The following is a 17,729-nucleotide window of genomic DNA, read 5'->3' on the forward strand; positions in this document are numbered from 1 at the left end:
ATTACTTTCCTCCCCCGTAATGCACCCAGCTTTTCGATGATTTAAAGATAAATAATGTGAAAATTAAGATAATGATAAACAAAATCCATGAGAGGGCACTTGCATATCCCATGTTATTCTTTTGAAACGCTTCACGGTATATCAGAAAAACATAAAATAATGTACTATTATTCGGGCCACCTTCTGTCATAACATAGGCTTGGGTAAAGGCTTGAAAGGCTCCAATCAGCCCCATAACCAAATTAAAGAAGATAACCGGTGATATCGATGGAACCGTGACAAATCTAAACTTGTGCCACCAATTCCCCCCATCAATTTCTACGGCCTCTAATAACTGCTTAGGGACATCTTGCAATCCTGCTAGGAAGATTAATGCTGTTCCACCGCAACTCCAAATGCTTAATAAGATTAATGAAGGAATTACAGTAGACTCATCATAAATCCACATCAGCTTTGGAAGGCTAAAAAAATCTAATAGGCTATTTAGCAAGCCGAAATCAGGGTTAAATAACCACAGCCATAATATATTAGAGGCAACAGCCGGAACAATGACCGGCAAATAATACATGGTTCTAAAAAAGGATTGACCTTTGACGTTCATGTTCATAAGAATTGCTACTAATAATGCAGCGGCTAGGGTAAATACAGTACTTCCGATTGCAAAGTAAAAGGTAACAAAGAGCGATTTCTTAAAATTTAGATCGTTTTTAAAAATTTCAATGTAGTTTTCAAATCCTATCCAGTGAATGTCCCCAATAACCCTATAATCGGTAAAACTAAAATACAAGCTCGCAAGCATTGGTCCAATTGTCCAAATAAGTAATCCTAAAATAGCCGGAAGGGTAAAAAAATACCCCCAAAAGATCTCTTTGCGACGCAATTTATGGATCCCTTTCATTTTAACCGTTACATTCACACTATTATTTTCCAAGGGTATTTTTTCAGTATTCATCCAATCCCTCCACGGTTAATTAACGTCATTCCATAGGGTTTATTACGAAGATTCTCACCTTCGTAATAAACCTTTTCAGCAATATCCACTTTCTTATTGATATTTATCCCCAAATTTTTTATCTAATTTAGGCATAATAATGTCGTTCACTATTTCTTCTGCAGACTTTTCATTACTCCAAATTTGATCCAACCCTGGAGTGATAATCTGGCTTGCTTCAGAGCGGTCGCCCCAATAATAGTTAGGGTTTCTCCGTACATTGTTTAATGCCCAATCAATTACAGCTTCTTCAAATTCCTCCGGGTGAATTTCAGTATCGGTCCATTTCTTTATTAGTTCTGGCTCTTTATACCATTTCTCTTCGTTCGGCATCCATAGACCACCTTGAATTAACGGTAAACTATTCACCGGATCCATAATGAATTTAAGGAATTCTTTCGTTTCATCCCAATTTTCCTTCGTATTGTCCGTGTTAAACACAACAATAGGCGTTCCATAACTTGTTGTTACGGCCTTTTCCATTTTAGGTAGTACACCAATTCCTAAATTTAGATCTTTTTCTTTTTTCGCCTTACCTAGCTCTTGCAATGCCCAATGTCCATCAATATTCATGGCAACTCTTTTCGTAAGAAGAGCTGTATCGGTATTCGGGATCGTTGATAAATTAGCAGGAGTCGGCATTACATGATGCACATACATTAAATCTTGCATCCTTTGTAACGCTTCAATGGTTTCCGGTTGATCCAGAATAATGTCCTTTCCATCTTCGGATATAATGCCCCCATTGTTACTAAAAAGAAATGTCTCAAAGTGGTACGTAAAATTATTAACACCATAGGTTTTGATGTTTTTTGGATCAAATCCTTTGTCATCTGGGTGCTTTCCATTTCGATCGACTGTAAGCTTTTTGGCAATGTCGACAAATTCATCCCAAGTCCATGCATCTTCTGCTTTTGTTGGTGGGTATGCAATACCTGCTTCATCGAATAAATCTTTATTGTAATAAATATTCGTTACTTCGTTGGCTACACTCGATCCGGCAATCGGTCCGTCCTCTTCAAACTGAAAAATGGAGTATTTTAGTTTGTCACCGATCTCACCTGAATCAAACAGCGGTTTTAAATCTTTAATTGCTCCATTCTTAAGCCATGGCGGTAAGCTTCCTTCCGGGAAATAACCTAAATCCGGAAGGGTGTTAGAAGAGGCCATTGTCGTCATTTTTTCTATATAACTCCCTTGAATTTGTTGTCCTTTGACATGGATGTTTGGATGGGATTCGTTAAATGCTTTCAACAATGCTTCAATTGAATCCTTTTCAAGGGGTCCTCCCCAGTAGGCGAACTTTAATTGGACAGCATCTTTATTCCCACTCTCAGAAGTTCCAGTTGCACTAGTTCCCCCAAAACAACCGCTTAATAAACCGACGATCAACATGAGTACCAATGAAATAACAATAAAAGGTTTTCCTTTTCTCATTTTCAACACCCTTTTCAAAAATTTTTTATCTTTCTTATCGGTTTTATGTCCTACTCAGGGATGTTTAAAAACGTGGTCAGCCTAATGTCTAGGATCGCCCCCTATAAATTTTGGATGATCTAAAATAAGATGGGTAAAAAGGTGCAAAAATTTAGAGTATGATTTTAATTTATTGCTAATCTGAATACTAGAATCCATTTATAACTGTTTGAAAGCAGGCAAAAATAAAAGGTGTATTAAATTGACTATTTCAATCATTAAAACCGAGAATATCGCTTGTATATAAAAATAGATAGAAAGGTAGAAATAGAACACGAATAATTTATAAAAAACTCTATTTTATTTAATTTTCAGCTATCCAGACAATCATTTCACCTGGCTTTCGATTACACCATGAATAATACGGAATAGCCTTTAACGGGAATGGCTTTGTCTTATGTTCTATAGGTTTATAAAGCTCCTCATTCCATTCCGTTTCGTCAACTTGCTCTGCCTGTGCGGTTATGATATAGATCCCTTCTAGTAAATTTTCTTCGAAGGTTCCTTGAAGCTTTGCATCCTGTGGTAATCTAATACTAGATAAATTCGTGCCATTGTCTACTTCTTCTAAGCAGTACACAACAGGGCCTCTCTGTAATGCGACCTTGCCAGCATTCTCGCGCACCTTGGGATTGGCTCTAATTCTTTCGATCGGCATCGGAAGGAAAAGTTCAATTTCATCTCCTTTTTCCCACATGCGTGTTAGATACGCATACCCATTCTTTAGGCAAGATGGTATTTCTACGATATTTCCGTTAACTTTCAATATTGCACCTTCGCACCAACCTGGTATCCGGACGGCCATTGTAAATTCGGATGACGTTTCTGGTGTAAGCGTTAGCTTCACATGCTCATCCCAAGGGTATTTGGTTTCTTGCACGATTTGTACCTTCTGTCCACCGATATCCAGTTCAGATTCATTCCCCATATACAAATGAACAAATACTTCATTACGATCAGTAGAATAGATATAGTGTCCGATGGAAGAAATTAATCTAGCCAGATTTGGAGGACAGCATGCACAGCTGTACCATTTTTGTCTGATTGGTTTTACATGCTCTTTATCTTTGCGCTTTTCACTTGCTTTTGGCCATACTTCTAACGGATTGACATAAAAGAACTTCTTCCCATCTAAATCCATTCCGCTAATGGTCCCATTATAGAGGGCCCGCTCCATAACATCTGCATATTTCCTATTTTTTTCTATGCCCAGCATACGTTTTGCCCAAAAAACTAACCCGATAGATGCACAAGTTTCGGTATAGCAGGTAGCATTTGGAAGATCATAATCAAAAGAAAATGCTTCACCGAAGTCTTGTGATCCTACTCCTCCAGTAATATACATTTGACGTTGAGTCACATTTTCCCACAACGTTTCACATGCTTCTTTTAAAGATTCGTCACCTGTTTCTCTCGCTAAGTCTGCCATAGCCGTATACATATACATTGCCCTAACCGCATGTCCAATCGCTTCTTTTTGTTCACGAACGGGTAAATGTGCTTGATGGTAACTATAATCACCATACTCATCATTCCACCAGAACTTTTTGTCATCATTCCTAGCTTCCTTTTCATAGTCGAAGAAATGAGGCTTCTGGCCACGCTCATCAATAAAATACTTACTAAGTTTCAAATATCGTTTAAGTCCTGTTTCTTGATATAATTTTACTAATGCTAACTCTATTTCTTGATGCCCATCATACCCTGGGATTTTATTCTCCTCTTTACCGAAAACCGCATTGATATGATCAGCAAAGCGGCACATAATATCTAATAGTTTTCTTTTTCCTGTCACCTGATAGTAGGCAACAGCTGCTTCAATCATGTGTCCTGCACAGTACATTTCATGACGATCCCTAAGGTTACTCCACTTTCCTTCCGGTTCCTTTACCGTAAAATAAGTATTCAAATAGCCATTTTTTTGTTGTGCTCTTTCTATTAATTCAATCACTTGATCGGCGGTTTTCTCCAACTCTGGATTTGGATCACTTTCTAAACTATAGGCTACCGCTTCCAGCCATTTAGCTACATCACTATCCTGGAATACAAATCCAAAAAATTCACCACTAGTTTCGCCTGCGGCAATTCTAAAGTTCTGAATAGCATGGCTTGCAGGGGCATCTGGAATACGGTCATTTATAGCTTCCCATTGATATGGAATGACTTCATCACGTATGACATCCATACGTCTTCTCCAAAAATCATCTGTCACTTTCACATTTTCAATCTTTTTAATTTCAGTCTCTTTCATAAAAACCTCTCCTCTCAAACCTTCCAATTTTCTTAAGTTTTCCACTCCATGAACACGCTTTTTGTTTTTATTTTTATGTGCACCACCTCCTACTGATGGTTAATGCGGTGATCATACTATTCTGATAAAATAGAATAAAGTTTTCTATTTTACAGACTAAATGATCTAAATCTACTTAAATTTTTTAAATAGTTTGATTAGTCTAAATATAGCATTCAGGTTCATATCTTGTCAGTGGTCCAACTTAAACATTAGGTGTACTAAACTGACTATTTTTAAAAACAGAAAAGATGAGGGATAAAACCCATCCTACCTTTAAAGGATGAAACGATCATGAAACAATTTCTAAAAACAAATGTGAACACACCAATTGAATATATTTCTAGTGGACTATTTGTATCGAGCGAACCTTGGACCCATACAAAACGTAACATTAGTAGTTACGAAGTGATCATTGGTGTCAAGAAAACCCTTTACATCATGCAGGAGGATGTTCGGTATGAAGTGAAACCAGGGGACATTCTATTGTTATTACCTAATCACACCCATCAAGGTTATAAGGTGTGTGACCCAGGCGTTTCATTTTATTGGTGTCATTTTTACTGTTCAAACTATTTTGCCATGATTGATGATAATACTATGGAGGAAGAGGTATTATCATTTCGTTCTAATCCTGATTATCAAAGATCCAATCCACATATTTTTATACCCATCTATTCTGTTCCTTCAAGTATCGAAAGAATAAATATCCTATTTAATCAACTACTCGATGTTGCGAACGCAAATTACTATAATAATAGAAGTGTTGATTATTTCGTTACTTCCTTGCTAATTGAAATATCTGAACAAGCGCTTACCAATTTCCAAACGACAAAAGAAAAAACAAAAGCTGATAAAAACCTTGTAAAAATAGTTGAATGGATTCGTATCCATGCCATGGATACTTTATCGGTTACGTCTATTGCTGAAAGGTTCAATTATAATCAAGATTATTTATCCCGTGTTTTCAAGCAGAAGCATGGTATAAATATCCAAGTATATATTCATATTCTTAAACTATCTAAAGCGAAAGAATTGTTAACGACTACAAGTCTGGGCATTAAAGAAATTGCCCATTTAATTGGTATTTCTGATGAGAAATACTTTATGAAGCTATTTAAAAAATATGAAAAGGTGACCCCTACTGAATTTCGCAAAGCTTATTACCGGACACATTTAAATAATCAATAAACCTATAGACATGACTAAAAAAAGAGGGGTACATTGCCCCTCTCCAGACTAAATCAAATTTCCGGCTACAAAATGATGAGTTCCTTTGGTGATTTCGTCATTATACTATTTCCATAGTCTGTTATTAAAAGATCATCTTCAATTCTTACACCGCCTAAATTTGGAATATATATACCTGGCTCAACCGTAATGACCATCCCAGGTTTTAGAATGATGTCGCATTTCGTAGACATGAATGGTTCCTCATGAATATCTAACCCAATTCCATGTCCTGATCCATGTCCATATTGTTCCCCGAAGCCTTTCTTTGTGATAAAGTCCCTAGTGAATGCGTCAGCCTTTTTACCAGTTATTCCTGGTTTTATTTCTGCAAGGGCATTCGATAGTGCTTCAAATACAATCGTATATATTTCTTTTAACTCATCTTCCGGCTCACCTACTGCAACAGTTCTTGTTATATCGGAGCGATAACCCTGATAATAAGCACCAAAATCAAGGGTTACCATGTCCCCTTTTTCAATTAACTTTGTACTTGCCACCCCATGAGGCAGGGCAGATCGTTGACCAGAAGCTACGATTATGTCAAATGCAGATGAGGCAGCCCCTTGTTTTCTCATATAGAATTCTAATTCGTTTGCGACATCTATTTCTGTTATCCCTGGACGTATGTAATCTACTATATGAGTAAAGGCAGAATCTGCTATTTCCGCAGCCGTGTTTATTTTTTGAATTTCTTCCTGTGTCTTTATCATCCGAAGCTTTTCTATAACTCCTGAGAGAGGAATCATTTCTCCACTTACTTTCTCTTTATACTTGGAATATAAATGATAGCTTACATTTTCTTCTTCAAAGCCCAGATTGGAAACGCCTAATCGCTCTGCTATATTGGCAACTTCTTCATAAATGGTTGCCTTTCCACTTAATTGGATGACCGTAACGTTCTTTACTTGTGATGCGGCTTGTTCTACATAACGAAAATCTACAAATAAGTAAGCTTCTTCTTTTGTGATGACGACAATTCCAGCACTCCCAGTAAACCCTGTAAGGTATCGTCGATTCTGAGCATTCGTGATTAATATCCCGTCTACCCCAAACTGAGCAAACTGTTCTCTCAATTTTGTTAATTTTTTCATGTTTCTTCCCTCCATAATTACTTTTCTATTAAGAAATAGGCTCTTTTAGCACCAAATCTATTTCTTTTTTAGTACTTTCATAGACTCATCAATACCCGATCTTAATCAACTCCGTTGGAAAGGTTGTTAATACTTTTGCTTTTCCATCTTCCTCAATATATACATTTTCTTCCATCCGTACCCCGCCGTATCCTGGGATATAAATACCTGGTTCAATGGTAAACAAAAACCCTGGCTCTAACGTCAACTTATTCTTTTCATGGATGGACGGTTCTTCATGTACTTCCATACCCAACCCATGGCCAACGCGGTTATTAAAGTACTGACCATAACCGTTCATTTGAATCACATTACGGGCAGCAATGTCCACACTCCCAGCAGAGACTCCAGCTTTGGCTGCAAGAATTCCTTCCTTTGTTGCTTCCCTGACAATGTCATAAATCCGCCTCTGCTCTGCTGTTTCTTCTCCCATTACGAATGTGCGTGTGATGTCGGAACAGTACCCATCCACAATGACGCCCATATCAACTAATAAGAAATCACCATGATTCAGTTTCTTTCTGTTAGGGCTCCCATGTGGCAATGATGATTTTTCCCCTGATAAGACTGTGGTTGAAAACGAGGGCCCATCTGCACCAAATTTCCTCATTAAATACTCGAATTCCGCTACTAAATCGAGTTCGGTCATGCCATCTTTTATCCTTGTTATTCCTTCTTTCAAAACTTTTTCAATAACCTGAACAGCGTGTTGAACCTTCCTGCACTCCTCGGAAGATTTCCTCATTCGCTGGGAGGAAATAAATTCACCTATATTTTGATAGCTGAAATTAGAAAACAAGGAATGGAGTTGTTCTTGTTGAAATAAACTAGTATTCTTTGTTTCTAATCCAATCGATTGAAGGTCTTCACCGATTGTGTCTTTTAGCACTTTATAAGGATTTAATTCATCTGAGACGGGAACGATTTCTTTAACATAGGAAGTTTCTTCTGCAGCCTCTTGATCAAGAGCAGGAACAAATAAATAATTTTTTTGATTGCGTAGATCAATGACCAATGCCATAAACCGTTCATAAGGTTCTGAATGAAAACCCGTATAATAAAAAACATTTTTAGGCGAATTGACGATTGCCACATCGACTTGTTGATTTTCCAAATACTGTATGAATTTATTCAATCTTTTTTGATATTGCTCACTCATTAAAAAACACCCCTAATCGTTTTCCACTAAATGTATTCTACTATTCACACCGTAAAAAAGAGACAAGAAATAATGATAAACCGGACAGCTTCTAAATTTAAGCTGTCCGATTTTAAAATAGTGATATTCCACCTTAGCCAGTAGGCTTCTTTTTAGTCGATTCTTTCTCCATCTCTTTGATGTTTTCTTCCCAGAAATCAGCCCCGCGGATCCCTAGTTTGATAGGGTTAAAAACAGGGTCTAGACCTGCTTTTTTCTGCATTTCATAATCCTTTAATACTTTCAAAGTTGGTTTTGTCAGAAGTAATACCGCTATTAAATTGAGCCATGCCATACTGCCAATCCCTAAATCACCTAAAGCCCATAAAAACGAGGCTGATTCGACACTGCCAATGAACACCATCGCTAAAAAGGCAAGCTTCAGAACTGTTTTCAACCATTGCATTTTTAGTTTTTTATCCAGATAGACAAGGGTGGTTTCGGCAATATAGTAATAGGCTAACAAGGTGGTAAAGGCAAAGAAGAAGATGGCTAAGGAAACAAATAAGGAACCGAAGCCTGGTAAAAAGGTCTCTACGGCTTCCTGGGTATAGATCGGTCCAGCTTCTATATCCCCCATTGTTTCCACGATGGGCTCCTTTCCTTCTGGCGTAACGCTATACATACCTGTGACAAGGATCATGAGGGCCGTTGCCGTACAGACAACAATCGTATCGATATATACAGAAAAGGCTTGTACTAATCCTTGCTTGGCAGGATGAGAAACGTCAGCTGCTGCCGAGCTATATGTACCTTCCCCAACACCGGCAACATTGGAAAAAACGGCTCTCTTTACTCCCCAAGCAATCGCTGCACCAACAATCCCTCCAAAGACTTGATTGGTTCCGAATGCACTTGAGAAGATAAGTGCGAACATGTCAGGAACTTCGGAAATATTCGCGGATAACACGAGGAAGGTGACGATTACATATCCAATCGCCATAAACGGGACAACCATTTGGGTGACAGTGGCAATCCTTTTTACTCCCCCGAAAATGATCGCTGCAAGCAAAAGTACTAATATGATGCCGGTGATGTTCGTATTTAAGCCGGATGTATTCTCAAATCCAACGGCAATACTGCTTGATTGGATCCCTGGTAATAAGATTCCATAAGAGAGTGTGACGACCAATGCGACAATTACAGCGAACCACTTGATCTTCAATCCTTTTTCAATAAAGTAAGGGGTTCCGCCTCGGAATTCATTATTTACTTTGCTTTTATATACTTGGGCAAGAGTGGATTCGATAAAGGAGCTGGCTCCACCTAATAACGCCATCACCCACATCCAGAAAACCGCCCCAGGTCCTCCGAAAGCAATAGCTGTAGCTACTCCGGCAATATTTCCGATTCCGACACGCCCAGATAGAGCGATACAAAAAGCCTGGAAAGAGGATATTCCTGTTTCTGAACTCTTGCCTTCGAATAATAATTTGATCATTTCTTTAAAATACCTTATTTGAACAAATCGTGTGGCAAATGAGAAAAACAGCCCTGCACCAAGGGCAAAGATGACCAATCCGATACTCCATACCTGCCCAACTAACCATTCTACTATTTTCTCCATCCAATCCCCCTTAATCGAATGCTTGGTATTTCCCAGAAAATTAAGAATTCTTTAAACGTCTTTTATGACTAAATCTCACAACACTATTGAAAGCGTTATCATTTTTCATTACTTGTTGAAACTATAAGAAGAAAATTTCCTTTCCGTTACAACCACTTACAAACTATTCCTATAAAATAATGACTATTAAACTCTTAGTCTTTCTAATTAAAACGGTCAGCTCCATAATCCATCAGAGCTGACCGTAAGCTCTTATTCTAGTAAACATTTTCCTTTGCCAAGGTTATCCTTACCTCTATTTTAAATTCACCCAAACACTCTTTACTTCCGTATAATTGTCGAGTGCATAAGAGCCCATCTCTCGTCCGATCCCTGACTGTTTGTATCCGCCGAACGGAGCGGCGGCGTCTTCTAGGTTGTAATCGTTAATCCAGACAGTACCTGCTTTTAGGCTGTTTGCCACATTATGGCCTGTTTTTATATTTTCTGTCCAAACACCGGCTGCGAGTCCAAATGGCGTGTTGTTTGCTCTTTCAATGACTTCTTCCACCGTATCGAATGGGAGGACTGCGACGACTGGGCCAAAGATCTCCTCATTCGCAATGATCATCTCATCTGTCACATCTGCGAAAATCGTTGGCTGCACGAAGTAGCCTTTTTCGAACGCTTTTTCTCCTCCAGCTGCCACTCTTGCTCCTTCTGCTTTTCCTTTTTCGATATACCCTAGCACGCGCTCCTGTTGCTTCTTAGAAACAAGTGGACCCATTTCTGTTTCTTTGTCCATCCCGGCACCAAGCTTTACGTTGTTGGCGAGCTTTGACAGTTCTTCAACGACTTGATCATAGTGGGATCGATGAACGAACACCCGAGAGCCGGCACTACAGTTTTGGCCATGATTGTACATAATTCCATTAAAAGCACCTGTGATCGCTTCTGATAGATCGGCATCCTCCAAAATAATGTTCGGTGACTTTCCGCCAAGCTCTAATGTTACATGTTTAATCGTTTCCGCTGCTTGGCGCATAATGTATTTCCCTGTTACGGTTGAACCAGTAAACGCCACTTTTTCGATATCTTTATGGTTCACAATCGCAGCCCCTGCTGTTTGACCGAATCCAGGGACAAAGTTTACCACACCGTCAGGGAAGCCCGCTTCTTTAAATAGCTGAGCGGTATATAATAGAGATAATGGCGTTTGCTCGGCAGGTTTTAAGACGATTGTACAGCCTGTCGCAAGGGCAGCACCCATTTTCCATGCAGACATGACTAACGGATAGTTCCAAGGAATAATTTGTCCGACAACACCAATCGGTTCATGTCGTGTATAGTTTAAATAGTCTTTTGAAATCGGGGTTGTCTGACCGAGAATTTTCGTTGCCCAACCTGCATAATAGCGGTAATGCTCCACTGTTGCCGGAATATCATCCTCCAGCGCGACCTGATACGGCTTTCCGTTATCCAGCGCTTCTAGTTGGGCTAGTTCCTCTTTGTTTTCATCGATTAAATCGGCAAGCTTGTAGATTAAGTGCGCTCTTTCTGCGGCACTAAGCTCTGGCCATGCGCCCTTTTCAAATGCCCGGCGAGCGGCTTTCACAGCTAAGTCGATATCCTCTTCCTCCGCTTCACTAACGAGAGCAAGCACTTCCTCTGTAGCCGGATTTATCGTTTCAAATGTTTTTCCGTTAACAGAAGGAACAAATTTCCCATCAATAAAAAGCTCGACCTTGTCTTCTAAAAATTTCTTCACCTTTGGTTTTAATTCCGCTTGTGCTGTTAACATTAGCCATTCCTCCTTTATTTTTATCCTTGTCCTCGAATCTGATTATGCATGTGAAACAGCAGATAAATTAGATAAGATATCTTTTAGCGTTTGATCTTCCTCAGGAGTGAGCCCTAAGCGCGGATACCGGGAAGGTCCCCCTGCCTGTCCATTCAGCTCCATTGCCCGCTTCACAATTTGCACGTATTTCCCTGATCCTTCAAGGAAAGTACAAAGTGGAAGGATACGATCATTAATGGCCCAAGCTTCTTCTAGCTCCCCTTTTTGGAAATGTTGGAACATGTCGGTTACGAGCTTTGGTACGATGTTTCCTGCAACGGAAATCCAGCCTGTCGCTCCAACAAGGTAAGACTCCATCACCAATTCCTCTGCCCCGCAGAAAATTTCGATATCCCCTTTGCCTTGTCTAGCTAGGTCTCTTACTTTACGGATATCTCCGCTTGATTCTTTAATATGCGTCACTCTCTCACACTCTTTTCCGATTTTCAGCATCAATTCTGTGCTCATATCGACTCCAGAGGTAAAAGGATTGTTGTACAGCATAATCGGCAGATTGACGGCATCAGATACCTCTTTAAAATGGAAGTAAATTTCTTCCTCTTTCGGCTTGCAGTAATATGAGTTAATGATTAAGGCTGCATCGGCTCCAAAAGCTTCGGCTTGCTTCGTGTATTCAATCGTTTCTTTCGTTGTTTCTGCAGCGGTCCCAACAATAACAGGTAGACGCCCATTTACTTCCTTTAAAACCGTTTCAACCATTTGGAATTTTTCTTCTTTTGATAAACTGACAAACTCTCCTGTGCTTCCATTGATGACAATCCCTGCTACCCCTTGGTCTACAAAATAGTTCACATTGTTTTTTACTCCAGCCCAGTCGATCTTTTGCTCCTCTGTCATGGGTGTAATTAATACTGGGTAAGCTCCTCTAATTGCTGTCATTATTCGTTCCTCCTTAATATTTTTTATTTATCAAAAGTCACACAATCTAGTAAATTGTGATAACGTTTTTTGAAATTATTTTAATAAGAATCCAGCAGCTAATGGATCAGTCGGATCCAGCAAAAAGTTCTGAATTCCTGTAATGAAACCACGGCTTTTCAACCTATACTGATATCCGCTCTCTGTCAGTTTGGCTACTTGAACTTCTAATTTACTATTAAAAATGCTTTCATTTATCAAGGAGTGTTCGATACTCCATCGATTTTTAGAAAGTAAGTCGGTATAGCAAGCCATCGTTGGGCCGAAGCCTGGTGACCGCAAAATAGCTTGATCCCTCAGGAATGTGATCGTTTTGATTCTGCCGTCTTCTAGACGAGAGTCATCTAAGAGAATCGCTCCCTTCACATACGTATTCTGACCAAGCGCTTCCGACACTGTTTTTCCCCATTTTCGTAAAGGTGTGAGTTCTTCTACCTGAATCTCAGTAGAAAGATCCCGTTTATGAAATACAGCGTATAAAGCATCCGCTTGGATGAGTGAATAGGATGTATTCAAATTCGGGTGTGCTAGTGGAAGATTCGTTTCGATTACTTGACATGGTTCACTTTCTAACACGACAGAATCGACTTCTTCCTTTTCCATCATCGCTGTAACCATGATTTCCCCACTGACGGTTTCGATTTTGTATTTGTTGGATGGTCTAGGACGCAGCTGGCCACATTCTAGTAAAGCGGTGATGACAGCCACAATACCACCGTAGTGAAATCGAACCGTGCCTTCGTGATTAAAAAATAACACCGCAACATCTGCTTCCCGGCTAATGGGGGGAACAACCAGGCAGCCAGTTAAGCCAGCGAATCCACGGGGTTCGTTCAATAATAATGGGATTTCTTCTGCGAATACTCGCGGAAACTGTTCATATAACTCTTCTAAGCTCTGATAATGGATGAAGGGGGCATCTTTTATTATTCTGAACGCCTCACCAGCTACGTGTACATCTGTCGTTGAGTAGACTTTATGAATCTTCATTTCACTTCCTCCGTTTCATGCTCCATCGGGGGAATCAGAAGAAACCCTTCTTTTAATGGATCTTTCTCATGGTAGAAAAACCTGTGCATCCCCATCAGCCAGGCAGATCCCGTAATCTTTGTCACTACAGCCTGCACGCCTTCTACATCCGTTGTTTCTAGCACACGCCCTCGAAATAGCGAACCGACAATGCTTTCATGAACAAATTCTTCCCCCATGGAGATTTCTTTCTTAGCATATAGGACAGCCAATTTTGCCGAGGTTCCCGTTCCACATGGCGAACGATCAATCCCACCCGGGGGAACAACGACAGTATTTTTTACATCTGCTTCTTCATGGCTGGGTTCGGTATAAAATTCAACATGAGTTAACCCGCGGATGAAGGGATATTGCGGGTGAACAATTTCTTCGACTTGATTGATGCGATTTCGTATGTCGATCGCTTTTTCGATTATGTAAGATGCATTTTCTGGAATTAAATCCAAGCCAACCGATTTAGCGTCAATAATGGCGTAAAAGTTCCCACCATAGGCAATATCAGCATCGACATGTCCAATTTCTTCGACATCCACGGAAACACTTTTCAATAAAAACGCAGGGACATTGCAAAAAGATACTGCCTTTGCTTTTCCGTCTTTCACAGAAATATCCACTTCCACGAGTCCGGCTGGTGTATCCAGCTTTAATGAAGTAACAGGCTCCTCAATAGGGATCAGCCCTGATTCAACTAAAGCCGTACACACCCCAATCGTGTCATGGCCGCACATAGGCAAATAACCGCCCGTTTCGATATAAATAACGCCAATGTCTGCTTCTGGATGGCAGGGATCGGTTAGCAAAGCACCAGACATGACATCATGGCCCCTCGGTTCATTCATTAAGAGTTTACGAATCCAGTCATACTCCTTTTTCATATGGAGCATTTTATCTGACATCGTTTTTCCCTCTAATTTCGGAAGACCACTAATTAACGTCCTCGTTGGATTCCCACCTGTATGCGTATCAATCGTTGTAAACACTCTATGTGCCCTCATCTGCTCAACACCCTTCCTTTAAAACGGTTAAAGCTAAGCGGTTCTATCGGGATAGACGTTTCTTTCTCATTAATCAGTTCTTCCACAATTTTACCGGTAATAGCGGCAAGACTAATACCGTCACCTTCATGCCCCGCTGCAATATAATAATTTGGAATTTCATCTACCCGAGAAACAATTGGCAAATGGTCTTCTGTCCAAGGACGCAAGCCTGCATACGAACGAATCACCATCATATCCGCCATTTTTGGATAAAAGCGGATGGCCCGGTTCGCGATACATTTGATGATTTCATTGTTCACCTTCGTATTGAAGCCAACGAATTCCCTGCTGCTTCCGATCAAAAAGTTTTGACTTTCCGTTGGTTCAAAAACAAGAGCGACTCCATATTTTTCAGTCAACGGATCAACATGACGCTCCCCACCGAATTTAGAAATAAGGTAACCAAACTCCATGACTTTACGAGAGCCTACATGCTGCTGTCTTGAGGCAACGATGATATGTCCTTTTCTTGGTTCAATGGGTATTGAGAGATCCAGCATTTCTCCTATTCGTGGTGCCCATACTCCAGCCGCATTGACGACATGATCCGCGGTCATAACTCCTTTTGAGGTGTCCACTATAAATGATCCGCTTTCATCTTTTCTTATTGCTTTAACTTCAGTATGCTTCAACGCTTTAGCTCCTTGCTTTTTGGCATCCTCAAGAAGGGAAAACGCTAGCAGGTAAGGATTCACAGTGGAATCAGTGGCACATTCTAAACCACCTAAGAGGTCATCTGCAAAAAAGGGAGACTCCTGCTTTATATCCTGGCGATCCAGCATTCGGAATGGCAATCCTGCCGCTTTTTGACGATCTACCCATTTCTTTGCTGCATCCATTTCCTCGTCTGTCTCGCAAACTAGAATGCTCCCTGGAGCTCGGTATTCAAAAGAGTGCTCCAAATTTCTGCTTAATTCATCTACTAAATTTTGACTAAGTAACGACATCTGACTATCAAAGCCAGGATCTTTATCAATGGCCAATATATTTCCATCACATCGCGAAGACGTACCACTGACAAATTCCCCTTTTTCAATAATCGTTACGTCCCTCCCATATTTAGAAGCATAATAGGCAATCGAACAGCCAATAATCCCCCCACCAATGACTAAAACGTCACAGTGTTTCACATAGTATTCCTCCCTCTGATGAAATCGCTTCATTTTTACTAATGCAATTACTGTGCCAAAACAAAATGTCATCTGATTCGAATTGTTTATTTTAATATTTCAAATATTTTATACACTCATGTATAATTATTTTTACAGTGTTCATCATTTTTTACACGCTAGGAGGATTTGATTGTGTTTTCCTTACCGTCGATTAAAACATTGATCAACCGGAATCTTAAGAAGATCTCTACAGATATGACCCCCATTGAAGAGAAAAATGGAGAATTTTATTATTGTTCATCTGTGAATACAAAGATTCCATGCAAAGTGATAAATGAAGATGATTCAATCGGTACTTTAATTCAAGCATTTAATCATCATTCCTATGTTGTTATTCTTGATCCCAACAAACGCCCTGCCGGCTTCTTGTCAGCTGTACAAATGATCCATCTTCTTCATACTTTTTACCATCATTTAAAGGCATTTTACGAAACGGTCATCCAAACGACTGATTCCTCTGTCACGGTCATTGATGCCGATGAACGTGTCCGCACATGGACGGAGGGGGCCGAAAAAATCTTCTCTGTCCATCATCAAGATATCCTCGGAAGACCGATTACTGATTTTTTTGACCATCAGAAACTAGAGATCTTGCAATCATTGCATGAAGGAAAAAGCATCGAGGGCAAGCATCACCAGCCTCGTTCTGATTTGTTTGTCTTAATTAATTCCAACCCTGTTTATTTTGACGGTGATATCATTGGGGCAGTCGTATCCGAGACTGATGTCACGAATCAAGTTGTCTTAAATAAAAAATTATTTCACATGTCCAATGAAATGCACCGCCTGCAGCAAGAAGTCGCTAAATATAAGGACACGACCGATCCGTTTACTCTTATTAAAGGAAAGAGCGCTGCCTTACAAAGAACGATTCATTTAGCTAGAAAGGTGTGTTCTGTAAAATCAACAGTCCTTATTTTAGGAGAAAGCGGCGTCGGGAAAGAAGTGTTTGCGAAAGCGATCCATGAAGCTAGTGAGAAGCCGCAAGCCCCTTTTATTTCGATAAACTGCGGTGCGATTCCCGCGTCTTTATTTGAAAGTGAATTATTCGGTTATGAACGTGGTGCCTTCTCTGGTGCCGACCAAAAAGGAAAAAAAGGTAAGGTGGAACTAGCGAAAGGAGGAACTCTTTTTCTCGATGAAATCGGGGAAATGCCGCTTGAAATGCAAGTAAAATTACTCCGGGTGCTACAGGAGAGGAAATATTACCGGGTTGGCGGTGAAAAAGAAATTGATATTGATTTCCGAATTATTGCGGCTACAAATCGTGATTTAAAGGAATTAATGAAAAAAGGAGAATTTCGAGAGGATTTATATTATCGCTTAAACGTCGTCAGCCTCCCGGTTCCGCCACTAAGGGAGCGACAAGAAGATATTATTGAACTAACCCATTATTTTCTGAATGATTTTGCCCTAAAGTATCAACGTCCCATTCATGAATTTTCCCCTCAAGTCATGCAGGAAATGCTTACATATGACTGGCCTGGGAATATTCGAGAGCTTCGCAATGTAGCGGAGCGGCTCGTAGTCTTTTCAACAGATGGGGTCATCAGAAAGGATTATTTACCCTTTCATGAGAAACCTACCGGTCACGATCACAACCTGATGATTCCTTCCAATACCTTAATAGAGGATGATGAGGTCATCTTACCTCTGCAAGATGAACTGAATCAGTACGAAAGAAAAGTCATTGAAAGAGCATTAAAGATTGTGAACGGGAACAAACAGGAATGCGCGAAACAACTAGGTGTCACAAGAGCCACTTTATATAATCGATTGAAGCGCCTGGGCATCCATTAACCTACTTCCTCTAAGTTGGTACGCTTTTTGCATAATATTTTAATAGAA

13 protein-coding genes are annotated in these 17,729 nt (G+C 39.9%); 2 read left to right on the top strand and 11 right to left on the bottom strand.

Translation table 11 applies throughout. From position 1 onward, the window contains the following. Position 1 precedes the first annotated feature (1 nt). From JOC86_RS19080 to JOC86_RS19090, 3 genes are all read right to left on the bottom strand, one after another. The gene (locus tag JOC86_RS19080) at positions 2-898 is read right to left on the bottom strand and encodes a carbohydrate ABC transporter permease (protein WP_205174718.1); all 897 of its coding nucleotides are present in this window, start codon (positions 896-898) and stop codon (positions 2-4) included. Positions 899-1,045: 147 nt separating this feature from the next. Next, on the bottom strand, positions 1,046-2,428 hold the full coding sequence (locus tag JOC86_RS19085) for an ABC transporter substrate-binding protein (RefSeq protein ID WP_205174532.1): 1,383 nt from the start codon (positions 2,426-2,428) through the stop codon (positions 1,046-1,048). A 343-nt stretch (positions 2,429-2,771) separates the two neighbouring features. Continuing rightward, entirely contained in the window at positions 2,772-4,718 is a 1,947-nt protein-coding gene (locus JOC86_RS19090) for a glycoside hydrolase family 127 protein (protein WP_205174533.1), read from the bottom strand. A 333-nt stretch (positions 4,719-5,051) separates the two neighbouring features. On the opposite strand from JOC86_RS19090, the gene JOC86_RS19095 reads away from it, so the two are divergent. Further along, entirely contained in the window at positions 5,052-5,948 is an 897-nt protein-coding gene (locus tag JOC86_RS19095) for an AraC family transcriptional regulator (protein ID WP_205174534.1), read from the top strand. 65 nt (positions 5,949-6,013) lie between these two features. On the opposite strand, the gene JOC86_RS19100 is transcribed toward JOC86_RS19095, so the two are convergent. The 8 genes from JOC86_RS19100 to JOC86_RS19135 form a co-directional block, all read right to left on the bottom strand. Continuing rightward, on the bottom strand, positions 6,014-7,081 hold the full coding sequence (locus JOC86_RS19100; RefSeq protein WP_205174535.1) for a M24 family metallopeptidase: 1,068 nt from the start codon (positions 7,079-7,081) through the stop codon (positions 6,014-6,016). A gap of 88 nt (positions 7,082-7,169) precedes the next feature. Next, entirely contained in the window at positions 7,170-8,279 is a 1,110-nt protein-coding gene (locus JOC86_RS19105; RefSeq protein ID WP_205174536.1) for a M24 family metallopeptidase, read from the bottom strand. Positions 8,280-8,412: 133 nt separating this feature from the next. After that, on the bottom strand, positions 8,413-9,885 hold the full coding sequence (locus tag JOC86_RS19110) for an alanine/glycine:cation symporter family protein (RefSeq protein WP_205174537.1): 1,473 nt from the start codon (positions 9,883-9,885) through the stop codon (positions 8,413-8,415). A 295-nt stretch (positions 9,886-10,180) separates the two neighbouring features. After that, on the bottom strand, positions 10,181-11,665 hold the full coding sequence (locus JOC86_RS19115) for an aldehyde dehydrogenase family protein (protein ID WP_205174538.1): 1,485 nt from the start codon (positions 11,663-11,665) through the stop codon (positions 10,181-10,183). A 42-nt stretch (positions 11,666-11,707) separates the two neighbouring features. After that, a complete protein-coding gene (gene dapA, locus JOC86_RS19120; RefSeq protein ID WP_205174539.1) occupies positions 11,708-12,604 on the bottom strand; it encodes a 4-hydroxy-tetrahydrodipicolinate synthase in 897 nt (298 codons plus the stop codon). 75 nt (positions 12,605-12,679) lie between these two features. Continuing rightward, entirely contained in the window at positions 12,680-13,633 is a 954-nt protein-coding gene (locus JOC86_RS19125; protein WP_205174540.1) for a proline racemase family protein, read from the bottom strand. After that, positions 13,630-14,667 carry a proline racemase family protein gene (locus tag JOC86_RS19130; protein ID WP_205174541.1) on the bottom strand — a complete coding sequence of 346 codons (1,038 nt, stop codon included), beginning with the start codon at positions 14,665-14,667 and terminating at the stop codon, positions 13,630-13,632. Before JOC86_RS19130 ends, JOC86_RS19125 begins: the two co-directional genes overlap by 4 nt. Beyond that, positions 14,664-15,839 (bottom strand): FAD-dependent oxidoreductase, encoded by a 1,176-nt coding sequence (locus JOC86_RS19135; protein WP_205174542.1) that lies wholly within the window; start codon positions 15,837-15,839, stop codon positions 14,664-14,666. The genes JOC86_RS19130 and JOC86_RS19135 overlap by 4 nt, the downstream gene beginning before the upstream one ends. Before the next feature lie 171 nt (positions 15,840-16,010). Here JOC86_RS19135 and JOC86_RS19140 point away from each other — a divergent pair, with 171 nt between their 5' ends. After that, positions 16,011-17,681, top strand: coding sequence for a sigma-54 interaction domain-containing protein (locus JOC86_RS19140; protein WP_419096125.1), 1,671 nt, complete (start codon positions 16,011-16,013; stop codon positions 17,679-17,681). Positions 17,682-17,729: the final 48 nt, after the last annotated feature.

This window comes from Rossellomorea pakistanensis (assembly GCF_016908495.1).
Taxonomy (GTDB): domain Bacteria; phylum Bacillota; class Bacilli; order Bacillales; family Bacillaceae_B; genus Rossellomorea; species Rossellomorea pakistanensis.